Source organism: Curtobacterium uvaldense (assembly GCF_028307415.1).
In the GTDB taxonomy this organism is placed as follows: Bacteria; Actinomycetota; Actinomycetes; order Actinomycetales; family Microbacteriaceae; genus Curtobacterium.
Genome location: NZ_JAQMHU010000038.1, coordinates 1 through 16,317 on the forward strand (window position 1 = coordinate 1; position 16,317 = coordinate 16,317).

A 16,317-nucleotide genomic window follows, 5' to 3' on the forward strand; every position below is an offset into this window, starting at 1 on the left:
GGGACGATGCCGCCCACCCAGTTTACGAGGTGGTTGGGGGTGGGTATGGGGGGGCCCTTCCCCCCCACCGCCGGGGGGGGGGGGGGGGCGGGGGGGGCCCCGCGGCCCCCCCGCCTCCCGTCCGTCCGTCGGTGACGACTACTGCTCGAAGGTCGCCTTGAGCTCGATCTCGACGCCCGTGAGCGCCTTGGAGACCGGGCAGGTCGCCTTGGCCTCGTCGGCCGCCTTCAGGAAGGCGGCCTCGTCGATGCCGGAGACCTCACCGTTGACGGTGAGGGTGATGCCGGTGAGCTTGAAGCCGCCGGCGCTGTCCGGGCCGAGCGAGACGTCGGCCTTGACGTCGAGGGCCTCGACGGTGCCGCCGGCCTCGCCGAGGATCGCGGAGAACTGCATCGCGTAGCAGGCCGAGTGGGCCGCGGCGATGAGCTCCTCGGGGCTGGTGGTGCCACCGGCCTCGTCCGCGGCGCGCTTCGGGAAGGAGACGTCGTAGGTGCCGACCTTCGAGCTCGACAGCTCGACCTGGCCGGAACCGTCGTTGAGGCCGCCCTGCCAGGCGGTGCGTGCGGTGCGCGTGGGCATAGCCGCTCCTTTCGTTGGGGGAGGCCCCGTTCAGGGCCGACGCCAGTCAATCGGAGAACGCTCGTTCTCGCAACCGGCTCTCGGGGAAGACGCAGGATGTCCGGCGACCGAGATGCGCGACAGGTGTAGTTTTGACGGAGATCGAAGGAGAACCCGTGCACGCCGTCGTGTTCGAGCAGTTCCGGACGTTCCCCGTCCTGACCGAGGTCGAGAAGCCCGTCCCGGGACCCGGGGAGGTGCTCCTCAAGGTCGCCGGTGCCGGGGCGTGCCACTCCGACGTCGCCGTCTACCGCGAGTTCCAGGAGGGGCAGCCGGGCGCGCAGGCCCCCGGGTTCGTCCTCGGGCACGAGACCTCCGGGTGGGTCGAGGCCGTCGGTGACGGGGTGAGCGGCTTCACCGAGGGCGACGCCTACCTCGTCTACGGGCCGGTCGGCTGCGGGCACTGCTCGTCTTGTTCGAAGGGCCAGGACACCTACTGCGAGAACGCCGCCACGAACCCGTACGCGGCCATCGGTCTCGGTCGGGACGGCGGCATGGCGGAGTACGTGACCGTCCCGGCGCGCAACCTCGTCTCGCTCGGTGACGCCGATCCGATCGCGGCGGCACCGCTCAGCGACGCCGCACTCACGCCGTACCACGCGATCAAGGCAGCGATGCCGAACCTGGCCGGTGGCGGCAGGTACGCGCTCGTGGTGGGGCTCGGCGGTCTCGGGCAGATCGCCGTGCAGATCCTCACGGCGCTCACCGGCGCCACGGTCATCGCGACCGACACGAAGCAGGACGCGATGGACCGTGCCGCGGCCCGCGGTGCGGTCACCGTTCCCGCCGGGCCGGACCAGGCCACCGCGATCCGGGAGCTCACCGGCGGCAAGGGCGTCGATGCGGCGTTCGACTTCGTCGGTGCGACGCCGACGATCGCGACCGCGAAGGCCTCGATGGCGATCGGCGGACGGCTGACCGTCGTCGGGATCGCCGGCGGGACCGTCGAGTGGAACTTCTTCACGACGCCGTACGAGTCGACGATCACGAACACCTACTGGGGCACGATCGAGGACCTGCACGAGGTCGTTGCGATGTACCGAGCGGGGCAGATCGAGCCCGACGTCGAGCGGTTCGCGTTGTCCGACGCGCTCGAGGCCTACCGCAAGCTCGAGGCCGGCGAGCTGTCCGGCCGCGCGGTGGTCGTCCCGACGCTGTAGCGGCGGCCGCGGCGCGGCCGCGGCGGAGCGGCTGCCCGAGGCTCGGCTGGGCGGACGGTTTCGCGGCCACTGGGCCACGAACGTGTCCGCATGCGCGAGCCTCGGCCGCGCGGCCCGTGCGGCCCGTGCGGCCCGTGCGGGCCGGGCCGGCGCGGGCGGTCAGACCGCGGGGCCCGCGGTCCGCAGGGCGTCGGCCTGCTCCGGGGAGGAGCGCGCCGCGTACCCGATGCGGCTCTCGCGGACGTGCCAGGCCATCCGCTCGGCGGCCTGCTCGACGTCCCCCGCGTCGATCGCGGCCAGGATGCGCCGGTGGTCGGGCCACAGCCGCTTGCCGCGCGACGAGGTGTCGAGCGCGTAGAGCCACTCGATCTTCCGCGAGAGCTGCCGGAGCAGGGTCGCGAGCGTCGTGCTGCCGGAGAGCTCGGCGACCAGCAGGTGGAAGCGCTCGTTCAGGTCGACGAGCAGGTCGAGCTCGTCCCGCTCGACGGCCGCGTCACCCTCGTCGAGGACGGCCCCGAGTTCGCGGCGCACGCGCCACCAGTCCTCCGGCGGGGCCTCCGCGTCGAAGAGCGTGCGCGCCCGGGTCGCGGCGCGGCGGGCGGTGGCGGTCTCGAGCGACTCGCGGACCGCGAACAGGTCGTCGGCCTCGTCGAACGGGATGTCGGCGATGCGCGAGCCCACGTTCGGGCGCGACACCACGAAGCCCTCGCCCTCGAGCCCGCGGAGTGCCTCGCGGACCGGCACCCGGGAGACCCCGTGCCGCTCCGCGAGGAACGCCTCGGTCACCCGGGTGCCCGGTTGCAGGGCGCCGGTCACGATGTCGTGGCGGATGGCGTCGATGACGCTCGTCCCGTTCAGCACGGTGCCGATCGTGCCACACCGCGCCGGTCGCCCACCCGGGACGCCGTCACGCAGCCGCCTCGGCGAGGGCTCTCCCCGGGATGGCGTCGAGCAGGTCCTTCGTGTACTGCTCCTGCGGGTCGTCGAACACCGCTGCGACGCTGCCCCGCTCGACGACCTCACCCCGGCGCATCACCACGACGTCGTCGGCGATCCGCCGGACCACCCCGAGGTCGTGCGTGATGAAGAGGTAGCTCAGCCCGAGCCGGTCCTGGAGCTCCTCGAGCAGCGCCAGGATCTGCTCCTGCACCAGGACGTCGAGCGCCGAGACCGCCTCGTCGAGGATGATCAGCTCGGGTTCGAGCGCCAGCGCCCGGGCGATCGCGACGCGCTGCCGCTGCCCGCCGGACAGCTCGTTCGGCCGGAGCTGCGCGACCTCGCGGGGGAGCGCCACCTGGTCGAGGAGCGTCGCGACCCGCTCGGTGCGCGACGCCCGGTCACCGATGCCGAAGACGCGCAGGGGCTCGTCGATGATCCGCTCGATCGTCGAGGTCGGGTCGAGCGACCCGTACGGGTCCTGGAACACCGGTTGCACGCGGCGTCGGATCTCCCGCCGCTCGGCGCCACGGGCGGTCCCGATGGACTTCCCGTCGACCAGGGCGGTGCCCGACGTCGGCGTCTCGAGTCCGAGCACGATCCGCGCGACCGTCGTCTTGCCCGAGCCGGACTCACCGACGACCGCGGTGGTCGTGCCGCGACGCACCGCGAACGACACCCCGTCGGCAGCCTTCAGCGTTCCGGCACCACGACCGCGGAGCCGGTACTCCTTCACCAGGTCGGACACGACGAGGATCGGCTCGCCCGCGGCCACGGGCTCCGGCGCGACCCCGGACAGCGCGGGCGCCGCCGCGATGAGCCGCTTCGTGTACTCGTGCTGCGGGTCGCGGAGGATCGCCTCGGGCGCACCCTGCTCGACGATCTCGCCGTCGAGCATCACGACGACGCGGTCGGTCCGGTCCGCCGCGACCCCGAGGTCGTGCGTCACGAACAGCAGCGTCGTGCCGTGCTGGTCGACGAGGGTCTGCAGGTGGTCGAGGATCTGCCGCTGCACGGTCACGTCGAGCGCGCTGGTCGGCTCGTCGGCGATGAGCAGCTCGGGCTGGCGGGCGAGTGCGACGGCGATGAGGATGCGCTGCCGCATCCCGCCGGAGAACTCGTGCGGGAACTGGTCCGCCCGCCGCGACGCCTCGGGGATCCCGGCCTCGGTCATCAGCGCCACCACCCGCTGCCGGATCGCCGCGCGTCCCCGCAGCCCGCCGGCCCGCAGCGCGTCGGCGATCTGCGCGCCGACCCGCATCGACGGGTTGAGGTTCGTCGACGGGTCCTGCGGCACGAGCCCGATCCGTGCGCCACGGACGCGTCGCATGAGCGCCTCGTCGGCGTGGGCGATGTCGTCGTCGCCGAGGCGGATCCCACCACCGGTGATGTGCCCGGCCCCCGGCAGGAGCCGGAGCAGGGCCGCGATGAGCGTCGACTTGCCCGAGCCGGACTGGCCGACGATCGCGACGCGCTCGCCGCGGCGGACGTCGAGGTCGACGCCGTGCAGGACCTCGCGGTCACCGAAGGCGACCCGCAGGTCGCGGACGGACAGCAGGGTGTCGGTCCGGTCGGTCTGGTCGGTCTGGAGGCGCGGTGCGGCCCCGGTGGTCGTGTCGCCGTCGTGCATGGTCCGGTCCTCAGCGTCCTGCGGCATAGCCCTGTGCTCCTCGCGGGTTGGCGGCGGCGCCCATGACGCCGGTGTCGGGGTCGCGCGTCACGCACGACAGACGGCCGAGCGACCAGTCGCCGGCGCGGGTGACGACGTGGCCGAGCTCCTCGAGCCCGGCGATGACGTCGTCACCGAGGCGGTCCTCGACGACGAGGCCGCCCGGGGTCCAGGTGCGGGGCCAGAACGACCCCGGGAACGACGTCGTGTGCAGTGCGGGTGCGTCGATCGCCTGCTGCGGGGACCACCCGCCGACGATCGTGCGGAGCAGGAAGAGCAGCTGCCACTGGTCCTGCTGGTCGCCGCCCGGGCTGCCCATCGCGACCACCGGCTCGCCGTCCCGGAGCACGAGCGTCGGGGTGAGCGTCGTGCGGGGTCGGGCGCCCGGGGTGAGCGTGGACGCCGTGCCCTCCTCGAGCCAGGTCATCTGCATGCGGGTGCCGAGGCAGAACCCGAGCTCCGGGATCGTCGGCGACGACTGCAGCCACCCGCCGGAGGGCGTCGCGCTGACGATGTTGCCCCAGCGGTCGACGACGTCGATGTGGCACGTGTCGCCGCGGGTCTCGCCCGTCTCCATCACGATCGGCTCACCGCGGTCCTCGTGCACGGGGGCATCCTCGGCCGGTGCGGCCACCGCGTTGCCGCGGGCGCCGGGGACGGTGGGCTCGCCGACACCGGCGATCGACTCGCCGCGCGGTGTGTACGTCTCACGCAGCGGGGGCATCGCACCCGCGGGCACCGAGACCGACCCCGGTCGCAGCTCGTGCGACGCACGGTCACCGATCAGGGCGCGACGCGCGTCGGAGTACGCGTCGGAGAGCAGCTCGGCCATCGGGACGTCGCCGTCGCCGTAGTACGCCTCGCGGTCGGCGAGCGCGAGCTTCTGCGCCTCGGCGATCGTGTGCGCGCCGAGGACGGTCGACGGGTCGAGCCGCTCGTCGTCCAGTGGGTCGAGCAGGCGGAGGGTCTGCAGGAGCGCCGGACCCTGGCCCCACGGCCCGGTCTTCGCGATCGTGTGGCCCCGGAACTCCGCGGTCGTCGCGGGCTCGGTCGACGCGCGGAACGCCGCGAGGTCGCTCGCGCGGACCACCCCGGCGTGGTCGGTGCCGGACGCGTGGCGGTGCGGGGCGCGGACGAAGGCGTCGACTGCCTGCGCGACGAAGCCCTCGGCCCACTCGGTGCGGGCGGCCTCGATGCGCGCGACGCGCGCGCCCTCGCCCTCCACGGTGCCGGACCCTGCCTGCACGAGCCGTTCCAGGACCGAGGCCCAGGTCTCGTTGCGCACCATCGACCCGGCGGCCGGCACCGAGCCTCCCGGCAGCCACCGCTCGGCGGAGGACGGCCAGTGGTCGCGGAACAGGTCCTGCACGGTCGCGATGGTTGCGACCACGCGGGGCGCGACCGGGTGGCCGTCACGGGCGTACCCGATCGCGGGGGCGAGGACGTCGGCGAGCTCCCACGTGCCGTGCTCGGCGAGGAGCAGCAGCCACGCGTCGACGGCACCGGGGACGGCGGCCGCCAGCGCGCCCGCCCCCGGGACCAGGTCCAGGCCCTCGGACCGGAAGTGCTCCGGCGTCGCGCCGGCCGGGGCCGGTCCCTGGCCCACGAGGACGGTCGGTGCCCTGTCGGACGCCGTCGCGAAGATCGCGGTCACGTCGCCACCGGGTCCGTTCAGGTGCGGTTCGACGACGTGCAGGACGAAGGCGCCGGCGACGGCGGCGTCGAAGGCGTTGCCGCCGCGCTCGAGGACCGACTGCGCCGTCGCGGTCGCGATCCAGTGCGTCGACGCGGCCATCCCGAAGGTGCCCTGCAGGTCCGGACGGGTGGTCTCCGTCGGCGGGGTGGTGAAGGCGGGGTTGGTGCTCATGGTGCTGGTGCTACTTCCGGTCCGAGGCGGTGGGGTCGAGGGCGTCGCGCAGGGCGTCCCCGAACAGGTTGAAGCCGAGGCAGATGACGGCGATCGCGACCCCCGGCACGACGGCGGCCCACGGCGCCTGGCCGAGGTACTGCTGCGCGTCCGAGAGCATGATGCCGAGGCTCGGCGTGGGCGGCTGGATGCCGAGCCCGAGGAAGGACAGCAGTGCCTCGCCGATCACCGCGACCGGCATGATCACGGTGGCCTGCACGATGATCGCCGAGACGCAGTTCGGCAGGACGTGCTGCGCGATGATGCGCGCGCCGCCGGCGTCCAGCGTCCTCGCGCTCGTCACGAAGTCGGCGCTCGTGATCCGCAGGGTCTCACCGCGGACGATGCGGATCATCGCCGGCACGTGCGAGATGCCGATCGCGATCACGGCGTTCGACAGGCTCGGCCCGCTGATCGCCGCGAGCCCGACCGCGATGATGAGGAACGGGAACGCGAGGGCGACGTCGGTCAGGCGGGAGATGATCGCGTCGAGCCAGCGCCAGTACCCGGCGAGCAGACCGAGCGGGGTGCCGACCACGACGGCGAGCAGCACCGACAGCACGCCGACGACGAGCGAGACCTGGATCCCGTACAGCGTGCGGGACAGGATGTCTCGGCCGAGGTCGTCGGTGCCGAACCCGAAGCCCACGGTGAAGGGCACCTGGAACGGCAGGTCGAAGTGCGTCGCGGTCGGGTCGTGCGGTGCGACGAGCGGTGCGGTGATCCCGGCGAGCACGACGACGGCGAGCATGATGCCGCCCGTCATGCCGAGCCGGTTCGTCCGGACCTGCTTCCAGATGCGACCGCGGCTCGAGCCCAGGTCGAAGGGAGCGGTGATGGTGGTCATGCGGTGCCTCCGACGCGGATCTTCGGGTTGATGACGGAGTACAGGACGTCCACGGCGAAGTTGATGAGGACGTAGCCCAGGGTGATCACGAGCACGACGGCCTGGATGACCGGGTAGTCGCGGGTGAACACGGCGTCGAGCGTGAGCTTGCCGAACCCGGGCAGGGCGAAGATGCGCTCCGTGACGACCGCGCCCGAGATGAGGCCACCGAGCTGCAGGCCGACGATCGTGACGACGACGATCATCGAGTTGCGCAGGCCGTAGCGGAAGAGCACCCGCGGGCGGCTGAGCCCCTTCGCGCGGGCGGTCCGGACGAAGTCGGTCTTCATCGTCTCGATCATCGACGCGCGGGTCTGGCGCATGATGACGGCCGCGAGCGACGTGCCGAGGATGAGCGCCGGGAGCGTCAGGTGGTGCAGCGCGCCGAGCGGGTCCCGCGTCACCGGGACGTAGCCCGAGGCGGGGAACCAGCCGAGGCCCGCCGCGAGCCAGACGATCGCGAGGATGCCGAGCCAGAAGTTCGGCACGCTCAGGCCGACGAGCGCGGCGGCGTTCGCCATCCACTCGGGCCACCGGCCGCGGTAGCGCTCGGCGAGGGTGCCGAGGGCGACCCCCACGACGACCGCGACCACGATCGCGTAGAGCGCGAGCCACAGCGTGACGGGGAGCGTCGAGCCGAGCAGGTCCGTGACCGGGGTGCCGGTGCGGGTGGACTGTCCGAGGTCGCCCTGCAGTGCGTTGACGACGAAGCGCCAGTACTGCACGAGCAGGGAGTCGTCGAGGCCGAGGTCGGCGCGGACGGCGGCGAGCCGCTCGGGGCTCGCCTCCTCGCCGGCCAGGGCCAAGGCCGGGTCGCCCGGCAGCTGCCGGACCCCGAAGAAGACCACGATCGAGGCGAGGACGAGCGTGAGCGCCGCCTGCCAGAGCCGTGTCAGGACGTACCGGGTCACTTGTCGCTGCCTTCCACGAACGCCGCCTGACTGAGCCGGACCACGCCGTCGGCGTAGGTGGACACCCCGGCGACGTCGGAGCTGACGCCGGTGATGCTGCGGGTCCGGTAGAGGTAGATGATCGGGTCGTCCTGCTGGACCTTCGTGACCAGCTGGCCGTACAGGTCGGCGCGTTCCTGCTGGTCGGTGGCCTGCGCCGCCCGGGCGATGAGGTCGTCGACCTCGGGGTCGCTGTAGCCCGGGTAGTTGTTGCCGCCGCCGGTGCCGAGGAACGAGCCGATGTTGCCGTGCGGGTCGACACGGCCCGACCAGCCCAGCTGCAGCGCCTGGAAGTCGCCGCGGGTCTGGTCGTCGAGCAGCGTCGTGTACTCGACCGGGGTGATCGTGATCGCGAAGCCCCCGGCGCGGGCCTGGGCCTGGAGCGCCTGGGCGAACCGGACGGTGTCGGGGGTGTTCGTCACCTCCATCTCGATCGGGAACGGTTGCTCGACCCCCGCTTCCTCGAGGAGCTCCTTCGCGTGGTCGGGGTCGTACTCGGGGCACGCCGTGCTCGCGTCGGTCGCGAAGGCGCTCGTGTCCGGGATCGGGGAGCACGCGACGTCCGCCCACCCGCGGAACACGCTCTGCACGAGCTCGCCGCGGTTGATCGACATGGACAGGGCCTGCCGGACCTTCCGCTCGGTGGCGAGCGGGGTGTCGAGTGGCTCCGGGTCGGTGCCGACGCCGTCCTGGTTGGCGAGGTTGATCGTGATGCCCTGGTAGCCGAGGGAGCCGGTGCGCAGGACCTCCAGGTCCTTCCGCTCCATCAGGTCGTCGACGTCCTGCGTGGAGATCGTGTCGGCGACCTGGACGTCCCCGGACTTCAGGTTCTGTGCGCGGATGCTGGCGTCGGTGATGATCCGGTAGGTGATCCGGTCGAAGTGGGCGCTCGCCGGGTCGTGGTACATCGGGTCGCGCTCGACGGTGATCGAGGTCTGCGGCACGCGCTCGACGAACTTGTAGGGGCCGATGCAGACCGGGGCGTCCCCGAACCCGTCGCCCTCCTGCTCCAGTGCCGTCGGCGACATGACCATGCCCGCACGGTCGGCGAGCGCCGCGGTGATCGGGGCGAACGGGGTCGAGTAGCGGATGCGGACGGTGTGGTCGTCCACCGCGTCGATGCTCGAGACCGGACCCATCTCGCTCTTCCGGCTCGAGTCGTCCTTCGTCAGGTTCCGCTCGAGCGTCGTCACGACGGCGTCCGCGTCGAACGGGGTGCCGTCGGCGAAGCGGTAGCCGGTGTGCACCGGGAACGTGACGGTCTTCCCGCCGTCCGACACCGTCGGCAGCTCGGTCGCGAGCATCGGGATGATCGCACCCTCGGCGTCGATGTCGAAGAGCTTCTGGCACATCGTCTCCATGACGTACCGGGTGTACAGCGACGACGAGGTGGTCGGGTCGAGCCGGTCCGGTTCGGCGGAGAGCGCCATGACGAGGTCACCGCCTTCGCGGACCTGCTGGTCGCCGATCGCGACGGTCGTGACGGTACCGGCGGTGGCGCCACCGGCCTTCGAGCGTTGGACCGGCACGCAGGCGGTGAGCGCGAGCGAGGCGGCCAGGGCGACGGCGGGCACGGCGAGGAGTGTCCGGCGGCGTCGAGCGGGAGTCTGGGACATCGTGTTCCTGGAGCTGCTGGTGTGCGTGGTGACCCTTGTGGAGTCACGCTCAGGAGTGCGGTGATTGCATACAATCACGACTGACAGCGCTCGTTTGTACACAGTGTGTTTCCGGTGTGTAACAGTTCCGCCGACCGCCGGCGCTCGTCTGCACGATTCCCGCCCGGTGTCATGCCCCCGGTCCGGGGGCTGTCCCGACCGAGGGCCTCCTGCGAACATCGACCCTCGGTGGGTTTCAGGGGCCCGCCGTTCCGAGACACGCACCGCGCCGGCATCCGACGCCCGCGGCACCACGAGCAGGGGTTCCACCACATGATCAGGGCACGGGCGAAGTTCGCTGCGGCCGTCACCGCCGTCGTCATCGCGGCCGCGGGACTCGTCGCCACCGCGTCGCCGGCGCAGGCCGCGACCACCTACAAGGGGACGGTCAAGGCCGGCACCACGCTGCAGCCGGGCGACACCGTCACGTCCACGAACGGGCAGTTCCGGCTCGTCATGCAGGGCGACGGCAACCTCGTCGAGTACGGCATCGGGAACGTCGTGCTCTGGGCGTCGAACACCGCGAACCAGCCCGGGGCCGCTGCCGTCGTGCAGAAGGACGGGTACCTCGCGCTCGTCCGGAGCGGTCGGCTCGTCGCCAGGTGGGGCACCGCCGGGACGGCGAAGGACTTCGGTGTCCGGCTGGACGGCGAGCTGCGGATGCGGACGCCGACGAACGGTCCGCTCTGGCGCACCAAGGTCGCACAGTCGCGGGTCGTCTCGGGCAACGTCCTCCTGCCGGGGACGGTCCTGCGCGCCGGCGCGGGCTCGACCACGACCTTCACCATGCAGGCGGACGGCAACCTCGTCCAGTACGTCAGCAGCAAGCCCGTCTGGTCGTCGCAGACCTTCGGCAACCCCGGGGCGACGGCGGCCGTGCAGACGGACGGCAACCTCGTGGTCTACAGCCCCGACGGCGGCCGCGCACTGTGGTCGTCCGGGACGTTCGGCCGCGGCGCCGGTCAGCTGCTCGTGCAGGTGGACCAGAACGTCGTGCTCTACGGCAGCTCCGGCGCTCGCACCTGGTCGTCACGACCTGTGACCGGGCTGCTCTGGCCCGTGACCGGCACGACCATCTCCGGGCGGTACGGCGACGACCGCGGGGCCGGGCACGTGCCGCGCTACCACCAGGGCACCGACGCACCGGTGAAGGTGGGGACACCCGTGTACTCGTCCGGCCCGGGAACGGTGACGACGGTCGTCCGGGACAACGCCAGCTACGGCAACTACGTCGTGGTCACCTACGGGCTGACGACCGTCCTGACGGCGCACCTCAGCGAGATCTCGGTCACCAAGGGGCAGGTGGTCGGGAGCGGCAAGCAAATCGGGAAGTCCGGCAACACCGGCCAGTCGACCGGTCCGCACGTGCACGTCGAGACCCGCGTGAACGGCACGCTGAAGGACCCGCTGTCGTTGCTGTCGTTCCGCTGAGCCCCGCTCTGCGCGGACCTAGGCTGGGCGGATGCAGCGCCACGACGCCGAGTCGGTCCTCGCCGCCCTCGCCAGGACCCCGGGCGACGTCGCGGGTGCCCGGCGCGTCGCCCGACGGTTCGCCGACGTCGACGCCGGGGAGCGCTCGGCGCTGCTGTGGAGCGAGGACGCGGGAGCGCGGCTGGTCGCCGTGCTGCTGCTGGTGCAGGCGATGCGCGCGCACCCCGACCCCGAGCTGACCGACGAGTACCTCGCCGCGGCGAAGGCCGAGCGGTTCGAGGACACGGTCCTGGTGGACGTCGCGGCCGAGGAGCTCGTCGGCGTCCCGCTCGTCGGCACCTCGACCGGCCCGCTGTTCGCGCTCGCGAAGTCCGACGTGGCGACGGTCCGCCGGATCGCCGTCGTCGCGACGCTCGCCTTCGTCAAGCAGGGGGACGCCGAGGTGCCGCTCGCGATCGCCGGTCGGCTGGTCCGGGAGCGCAGCGACACCGTGCAGTCCGCGCTCGGGAGGGTCCTCCGCGAGACGGGGAAGCGCGCCTCGGAGTCGGCGCTCGTGGCCTTCCTCGAGCGGAACGGCCGCTTCCTGTCGACGGCGGCCCGGGCGACCGCGACCGAGCACCTGCCGCCGGCCGAACGGGACCGCCTGCGCGGCTGACGACGCACCCTCGCGAGACGCAACGACGGCGACTGCTCGCAGCGCTGCACCGTTGCGAGCAGCCGCCGACGTTGCGTCTTGCGGAACCGGCGGAACCCGGCCGGACGGCCGGGTCGCCGGGCGTCAGTGCGAGAAGACGTCGTCCAGCGTCCAGGTCGCCAGACCGCGCTCCTCGAGCAACTCGTGCAGCCTCGGGAGTGCCCCGATCGTGCCGGGGAAGTTCGCGTGCCCGATGACGATGTGTGCCGGCTGGAACCACTGCTCCGCGAAGCCGACGATCTGCTCCGCCGTGATGTCGCCCGAGTCCGCGAGCGTCCCGTACCAGAGGAGCGGGGTCGAGTAGCCGACGGCCGCCGCGGCACGGTCCACCCGCGCGTCGTGGTACCCGAAGGGCGGTCGGAAGTACGGGCGGGCGTCGACGCCGAACGTCCGCTCGAGGAACGCGTGGTTGCGCATCAGTTCGTCCTGGATCGCCTGGTCGCCGAGCTTCGTCAGCGCGGGGTGGCTCCACGTGTGGTTGCCGAGCTGCACCTGCCCGGAGTCGACGAGCGGCCGCAGCAGGTCGGCGTGCTCGGTCCACGACGGTCGGTCCCCGTTCACGAAGAACGTCATTCGCGTCCCGGTCTCGGCGGCGAAGCGGGCGTAGGCCTCGACGACCTCGGGTGATGCCCCGTCGTCCACGGTCCACGCGATCCCCGGCGTGCCCTCCGGCAGACCCGTGACCGTGCCGCCGGGCAGGGGGACCCGCGTCAGCGCCGGCCTCGTCGGGGTCGGGGTCGGGGTCGGGGTCGGCGTGGGTGTCGGCGTGGCCGTCGTGTGCGTGGGGGCGGAGGGCGTCGGCGCCGCGGGCCGGTCACCACCGGAGCAGGCAGCAAGGACCGCGGCCGCCAGGGTGCCGGTCGCCCCGGCCAGGATCGTCCGGCGGGTGGTGCTGTGGTCCATCGGCTCCAGCCTGCCGACCGGCCGGGCGCCGGCGCATCCGCACGCGGGAGGAGTCGCGGTGGCCGACCGGCCACCGGTGCGGACGGGAGGCCCGCCCCACCGCCGCCCGCAGCGCGCGTGGAGGACGGGGCTGGGAGGCCACCACGGGGCGGGCGCGTACCGAGGAGGTCACGTGAGCCGTGCCTCCCGGCCGGCCCGAAGCAACGACGAGAGGAACGCGACGTGCGCGCACTCACCTGGCAGGGCACCGAGAAGGTGTCCGTCGAGACCGTCCCCGACCCGACGATCCAGGAGCCGACCGACGCGATCGTGCGGATCACCTCGACGGCGATCTGCGGCTCCGACCTGCACCTGTACCGGGTCCTCGGCCCGTACATCGACAAGGGCGACGTCCTCGGCCACGAGCCCATGGGCATCGTTGAGGAGGTCGGCTCCGCCGTCACGAACCTCAAGGTCGGCGACCGCGTCGTCGTGCCGTTCAACATCTCCTGCGGGCACTGCTGGATGTGCCAGCACGGCTTCCAGTCGCAGTGCGAGACCACCCAGGTCAAGGAGTACGGCACCGGCGCCTCGCTCTTCGGGTACACGAAGATGTACGGCCAGGTCCCCGGCGGCCAGGCCGAGTACCTCCGCGTGCCGCACGCCGACTACGGGCCCATCAAGGTGCCGGACACCGGCGCCGACGACCAGTGGCTCTTCATGAGCGACATCATCCCGACCGCGTGGCAGGCCGTGCAGTACGCCGAGGTCCCCGAGGGCGGCACGCTCGCGGTGCTCGGTCTCGGTCCGGTCGGCCAGTTCGCCGCACGCATCGGCAAGCACCTCGGGTACCGGGTCCTCGCCGTCGACCCGGAGCAGGTCCGCCGCGACCTCGGGGCGAAGCACGGCATCGAGGTGTTCGACCTCGACGACGACATGGTGTCGAAGCTGATCGACCTGACCGACGGGCGCGGCCCGGACGGTGTCGTCGACGCGGTCGGCATGGAGGCGCACGGCAACCCCGTCGCCGGGTTCGCACAGCGCGCGGCCGGGCTGCTGCCCGACAAGCTCGCGCAGAAGGCGATCGAGACCGCCGGCGTCGACCGGCTCGCAGCCGTGCACGCGGCGATCGACCTCGTCCGCCGCGGCGGCACGGTCTCGCTGTCCGGTGTCTACGGCGGCATGGCCGACCCGATGCCGATGATGACCCTCTTCGACAAGCAGATCACGATCCGCGAGGGACAGTGCAACGTCCGCCGCTGGGTCGACGACCTCATGCCGCTCGTGTCCGACCCCTCGGACCCGCTCGGCACCCTCGACCTCACCACGCACCGGGTCTCGCTCGAGGACGCCCCGGAGATGTACTCGGTCTTCCAGAAGAAGGAGGACGGCTGCATCAAGGTCGTGCTCGACCCGTCGATGGCCGCGGCCTGATGACCGCCCGTCCGCTGCGGGTGCGTTGATGCGCGTCGTCGTGGTCGGGGCGACCGGCAACGTCGGGACCGCGGTGCTCCGACGGCTCGCGGCTGCGCGGCTCACCGGTGACGGCCGCGCGGGCGACGAGGACGGCCTGCAGGTCGTCGGCGTCGCCCGCCGGGTGCCGGACGCCCGGGTCGCGCCGTACGACGTCGCCGTGTGGCACGCGGTCGACGTCGGTGGTCCGCGCGCCGTGGACGAGCTGACGGCGGTGTTCCAGGGCGCCGACGCCGTGGTGCACCTGGCGTGGGCACTCCAGCCGACGCACGACATCCCGGCGCAGCACCGGACGAACGTCACCGGGACGGCGAACGTGCTCGCGGCGGTCGCCCGGGCCGGCGTCGGGCAGGTCGTCGTCGCGTCGTCGGTCGGCGCCTACCGCGGTGTCGACGTCGAGGGCAAGCGGACCCCGGTGGACGAGTCGTTCCCCGCCACCGGCATCCAGACCGCCACCTACTCGATCCACAAGGCCGAGAACGAAGCCGCACTCGACGTGTTCGCGTCGCAGCATCCCGGGGTCGTCGTCACGCGGCTCCGACCCGGACTGGTGTTCCAGCGCGGGGTCGCGGCCGAGCTCCGGGGGCTGTTCCTCGGGCACCTCGTGCCGATGTCGATCGTCCGGGCAGCTCGGTTCGCGGTGCTGCCGCTGCCGCTGCCGTTCGTGTTCCAGGCCGTGCACGCCGACGACCTGGCGGACGCGTTCTGGCGGACGATCGACCGACGTGCGGCCGGGGCGTTCAACATCGCGGCGACGCCGGTGCTCACCCCGCCACGCATGGCCCGGGCAGCGGGGATGCTCGGGGCGGTGCGGGTACCGCTCCGACTGCTGCGCGGGATCGTCACGCTGACCTGGCGGCTCCGGCTCCAACCGACGGACGCCGGATGGCTCGACATCGCCGCCGGGGTGCCGATCATGCGGACCGACCGGGCTCGGCGCGAGCTCGGGTGGGTGCCGCAGCACACGGCGGAGGACGCGCTGCGCGAGCTCGTCGGCGGGTTCGCGGACGGGGCGAACGTCGAGGCGTCGGGACCGCTGCGCGGCTGAGGGTCGCTGGGCCCGGCCCGTGGCGGGACCCGGGGTACCTGGTGGGACCGGGCGTCCCTGGTGGAATCGGGCGTACCTGGTGGAATCGGGCGTCCCTGGTGGGACGGTTCCACCAGGTACGCCCGGAAGCCCCTGCCGTGGCACCTGTTCTGGGAAGCACCGGGCGCGCTACGCTCCAGCCCAGGGCGCGACCGTGCCCGGCAGGGGAGGGGCTGACATGGCGATCGACGACTTCGGGGTCCCGGGCGGGGAGACCCACAACCCGCTGATCCCGCCCGTGTACGACCTGGTCTGGACCCTCGTGGCCGTCGGCGGCATCGTCACGCTCCTCGGCGTCGTCGCGGTGATCGTCCTCGTCGTGCACCGGTCCCGACGGATGGCCGCTCGTGGACAGGACCCCCTGACCCTGCAGGAGGACCTGGCGTACCGGGCGATGCAGAGCGCAGCGTTCGCTCCGGCGGTCTCCCGAGAGCACCGGCTCGCCGAGCTCGACGACCTGCACCGCCGCGGCCTCATCACCGACGACGAGCGCCGGGACGCCCGGGCCGAGGTGCTCCGCGCGTAACCTGGCCGGGTGCTGCCGAGGAGCCCGCTGCTGCCGACGGACCTGCTGGGCGACTGGACGCTCCGCCGGACGGTCGACGACCGCCTCGCGGGTGTGACCGGCACCGTCACCGGGTCGACGACCCTGACGCTGACGACCCCGGACGAGGTGCGCTGGGACGAGTCCGGCACCATGACGTTCGACGGCCGCGTGGTGCCGGTCTCCCGGACCCTCGTCGTGCGCCGGGGCCCGGACGACCACTGGACGGTGCACTTCGCCGACGGCCGGGTCTTCCACGACTGGGTGTGGGGCACCACGGTCGAGCACGCGTGCGCGCCCGACGACTACACGGGCGTGCTCGACGGGGACGCCGAGCGCTGGACCGTCCGGTGGCGGGCACGCGGCCCGGCGAAGGACCACCGGCTCGACAGCGTCCTGCAGCGTCGGTCCACCACGGCAGACTGA

Annotated in this window: 15 protein-coding genes; 7 read left to right on the forward strand and 8 right to left on the reverse strand. The window is 72.8% G+C overall.

Translation table 11 applies throughout. The features are described from left to right. Positions 1 to 138: 138 nt before the first annotated feature. Positions 139 to 579, reverse strand: a complete 441-nt coding sequence (locus PIJ49_RS15475) for an OsmC family peroxiredoxin (protein ID WP_209684341.1) — start codon at positions 577 to 579, stop codon at positions 139 to 141. Between the two features lie 155 nt (positions 580 to 734). Here PIJ49_RS15475 and PIJ49_RS15480 point away from each other — a divergent pair, with 155 nt between their 5' ends. Beyond that, the gene (locus PIJ49_RS15480) at positions 735 to 1,778 is read left to right on the forward strand and encodes an NAD(P)-dependent alcohol dehydrogenase (protein WP_271827010.1); all 1,044 of its coding nucleotides are present in this window, start codon (positions 735 to 737) and stop codon (positions 1,776 to 1,778) included. 159 nt (positions 1,779 to 1,937) lie between these two features. Here PIJ49_RS15480 and PIJ49_RS15485 read toward each other — a convergent pair whose 3' ends face one another. From PIJ49_RS15485 to PIJ49_RS15510, 6 genes are read right to left on the reverse strand one after another with little or no spacing between them, the layout of a single operon-like run. Then, positions 1,938 to 2,639, reverse strand: a complete 702-nt coding sequence (locus PIJ49_RS15485; RefSeq protein ID WP_235426420.1) for a GntR family transcriptional regulator — start codon at positions 2,637 to 2,639, stop codon at positions 1,938 to 1,940. A 46-nt stretch (positions 2,640 to 2,685) separates the two neighbouring features. Further along, positions 2,686 to 4,344, reverse strand: a complete 1,659-nt coding sequence (locus tag PIJ49_RS15490; protein WP_209684337.1) for a dipeptide ABC transporter ATP-binding protein — start codon at positions 4,342 to 4,344, stop codon at positions 2,686 to 2,688. A 10-nt stretch (positions 4,345 to 4,354) separates the two neighbouring features. Then, complete coding sequence (locus PIJ49_RS15495; RefSeq protein ID WP_245171631.1) at positions 4,355 to 6,250, reverse strand: gamma-glutamyltransferase family protein; 1,896 nt, start codon at positions 6,248 to 6,250, stop codon at positions 4,355 to 4,357. Between the two features lie 10 nt (positions 6,251 to 6,260). After that, complete coding sequence (locus tag PIJ49_RS15500) at positions 6,261 to 7,136, reverse strand: ABC transporter permease (RefSeq protein ID WP_066651633.1); 876 nt, start codon at positions 7,134 to 7,136, stop codon at positions 6,261 to 6,263. After that, entirely contained in the window at positions 7,133 to 8,086 is a 954-nt protein-coding gene (locus tag PIJ49_RS15505; RefSeq protein ID WP_066651635.1) for an ABC transporter permease, read from the reverse strand. Before PIJ49_RS15505 ends, PIJ49_RS15500 begins: the two co-directional genes overlap by 4 nt. Next, entirely contained in the window at positions 8,083 to 9,741 is a 1,659-nt protein-coding gene (locus tag PIJ49_RS15510) for an ABC transporter substrate-binding protein (protein WP_209684335.1), read from the reverse strand. Before PIJ49_RS15510 ends, PIJ49_RS15505 begins: the two co-directional genes overlap by 4 nt. A 312-nt stretch (positions 9,742 to 10,053) precedes the next feature. On the opposite strand from PIJ49_RS15510, the gene PIJ49_RS15515 reads away from it, so the two are divergent. Both PIJ49_RS15515 and PIJ49_RS15520 read left to right on the forward strand, forming a co-directional pair. Beyond that, entirely contained in the window at positions 10,054 to 11,211 is a 1,158-nt protein-coding gene (locus tag PIJ49_RS15515; protein ID WP_271827011.1) for a peptidoglycan DD-metalloendopeptidase family protein, read from the forward strand. A 31-nt stretch (positions 11,212 to 11,242) separates the two neighbouring features. Further along, the gene (locus PIJ49_RS15520) at positions 11,243 to 11,866 is read left to right on the forward strand and encodes a DNA alkylation repair protein (protein WP_271827012.1); all 624 of its coding nucleotides are present in this window, start codon (positions 11,243 to 11,245) and stop codon (positions 11,864 to 11,866) included. A gap of 123 nt (positions 11,867 to 11,989) precedes the next feature. Here PIJ49_RS15520 and PIJ49_RS15525 read toward each other — a convergent pair whose 3' ends face one another. Then, positions 11,990 to 12,808, reverse strand: coding sequence for a polysaccharide deacetylase family protein (locus PIJ49_RS15525; protein WP_271827013.1), 819 nt, complete (start codon positions 12,806 to 12,808; stop codon positions 11,990 to 11,992). A gap of 222 nt (positions 12,809 to 13,030) precedes the next feature. On the opposite strand from PIJ49_RS15525, the gene PIJ49_RS15530 reads away from it, so the two are divergent. The 4 genes from PIJ49_RS15530 (at position 13,031) to PIJ49_RS15545 (ending at position 16,317) form a co-directional block, all read left to right on the forward strand. After that, complete coding sequence (locus tag PIJ49_RS15530; protein ID WP_066651641.1) at positions 13,031 to 14,221, forward strand: zinc-dependent alcohol dehydrogenase; 1,191 nt, start codon at positions 13,031 to 13,033, stop codon at positions 14,219 to 14,221. Positions 14,222 to 14,249: 28 nt separating this feature from the next. Then, complete coding sequence (locus tag PIJ49_RS15535) at positions 14,250 to 15,308, forward strand: NAD-dependent epimerase/dehydratase family protein (RefSeq protein WP_271827014.1); 1,059 nt, start codon at positions 14,250 to 14,252, stop codon at positions 15,306 to 15,308. 217 nt (positions 15,309 to 15,525) lie between these two features. Beyond that, positions 15,526 to 15,873, forward strand: a complete 348-nt coding sequence (locus tag PIJ49_RS15540; RefSeq protein ID WP_271827015.1) for a hypothetical protein — start codon at positions 15,526 to 15,528, stop codon at positions 15,871 to 15,873. 9 nt (positions 15,874 to 15,882) lie between these two features. After that, complete coding sequence (locus PIJ49_RS15545) at positions 15,883 to 16,317, forward strand: DUF6314 family protein (protein ID WP_271827016.1); 435 nt, start codon at positions 15,883 to 15,885, stop codon at positions 16,315 to 16,317.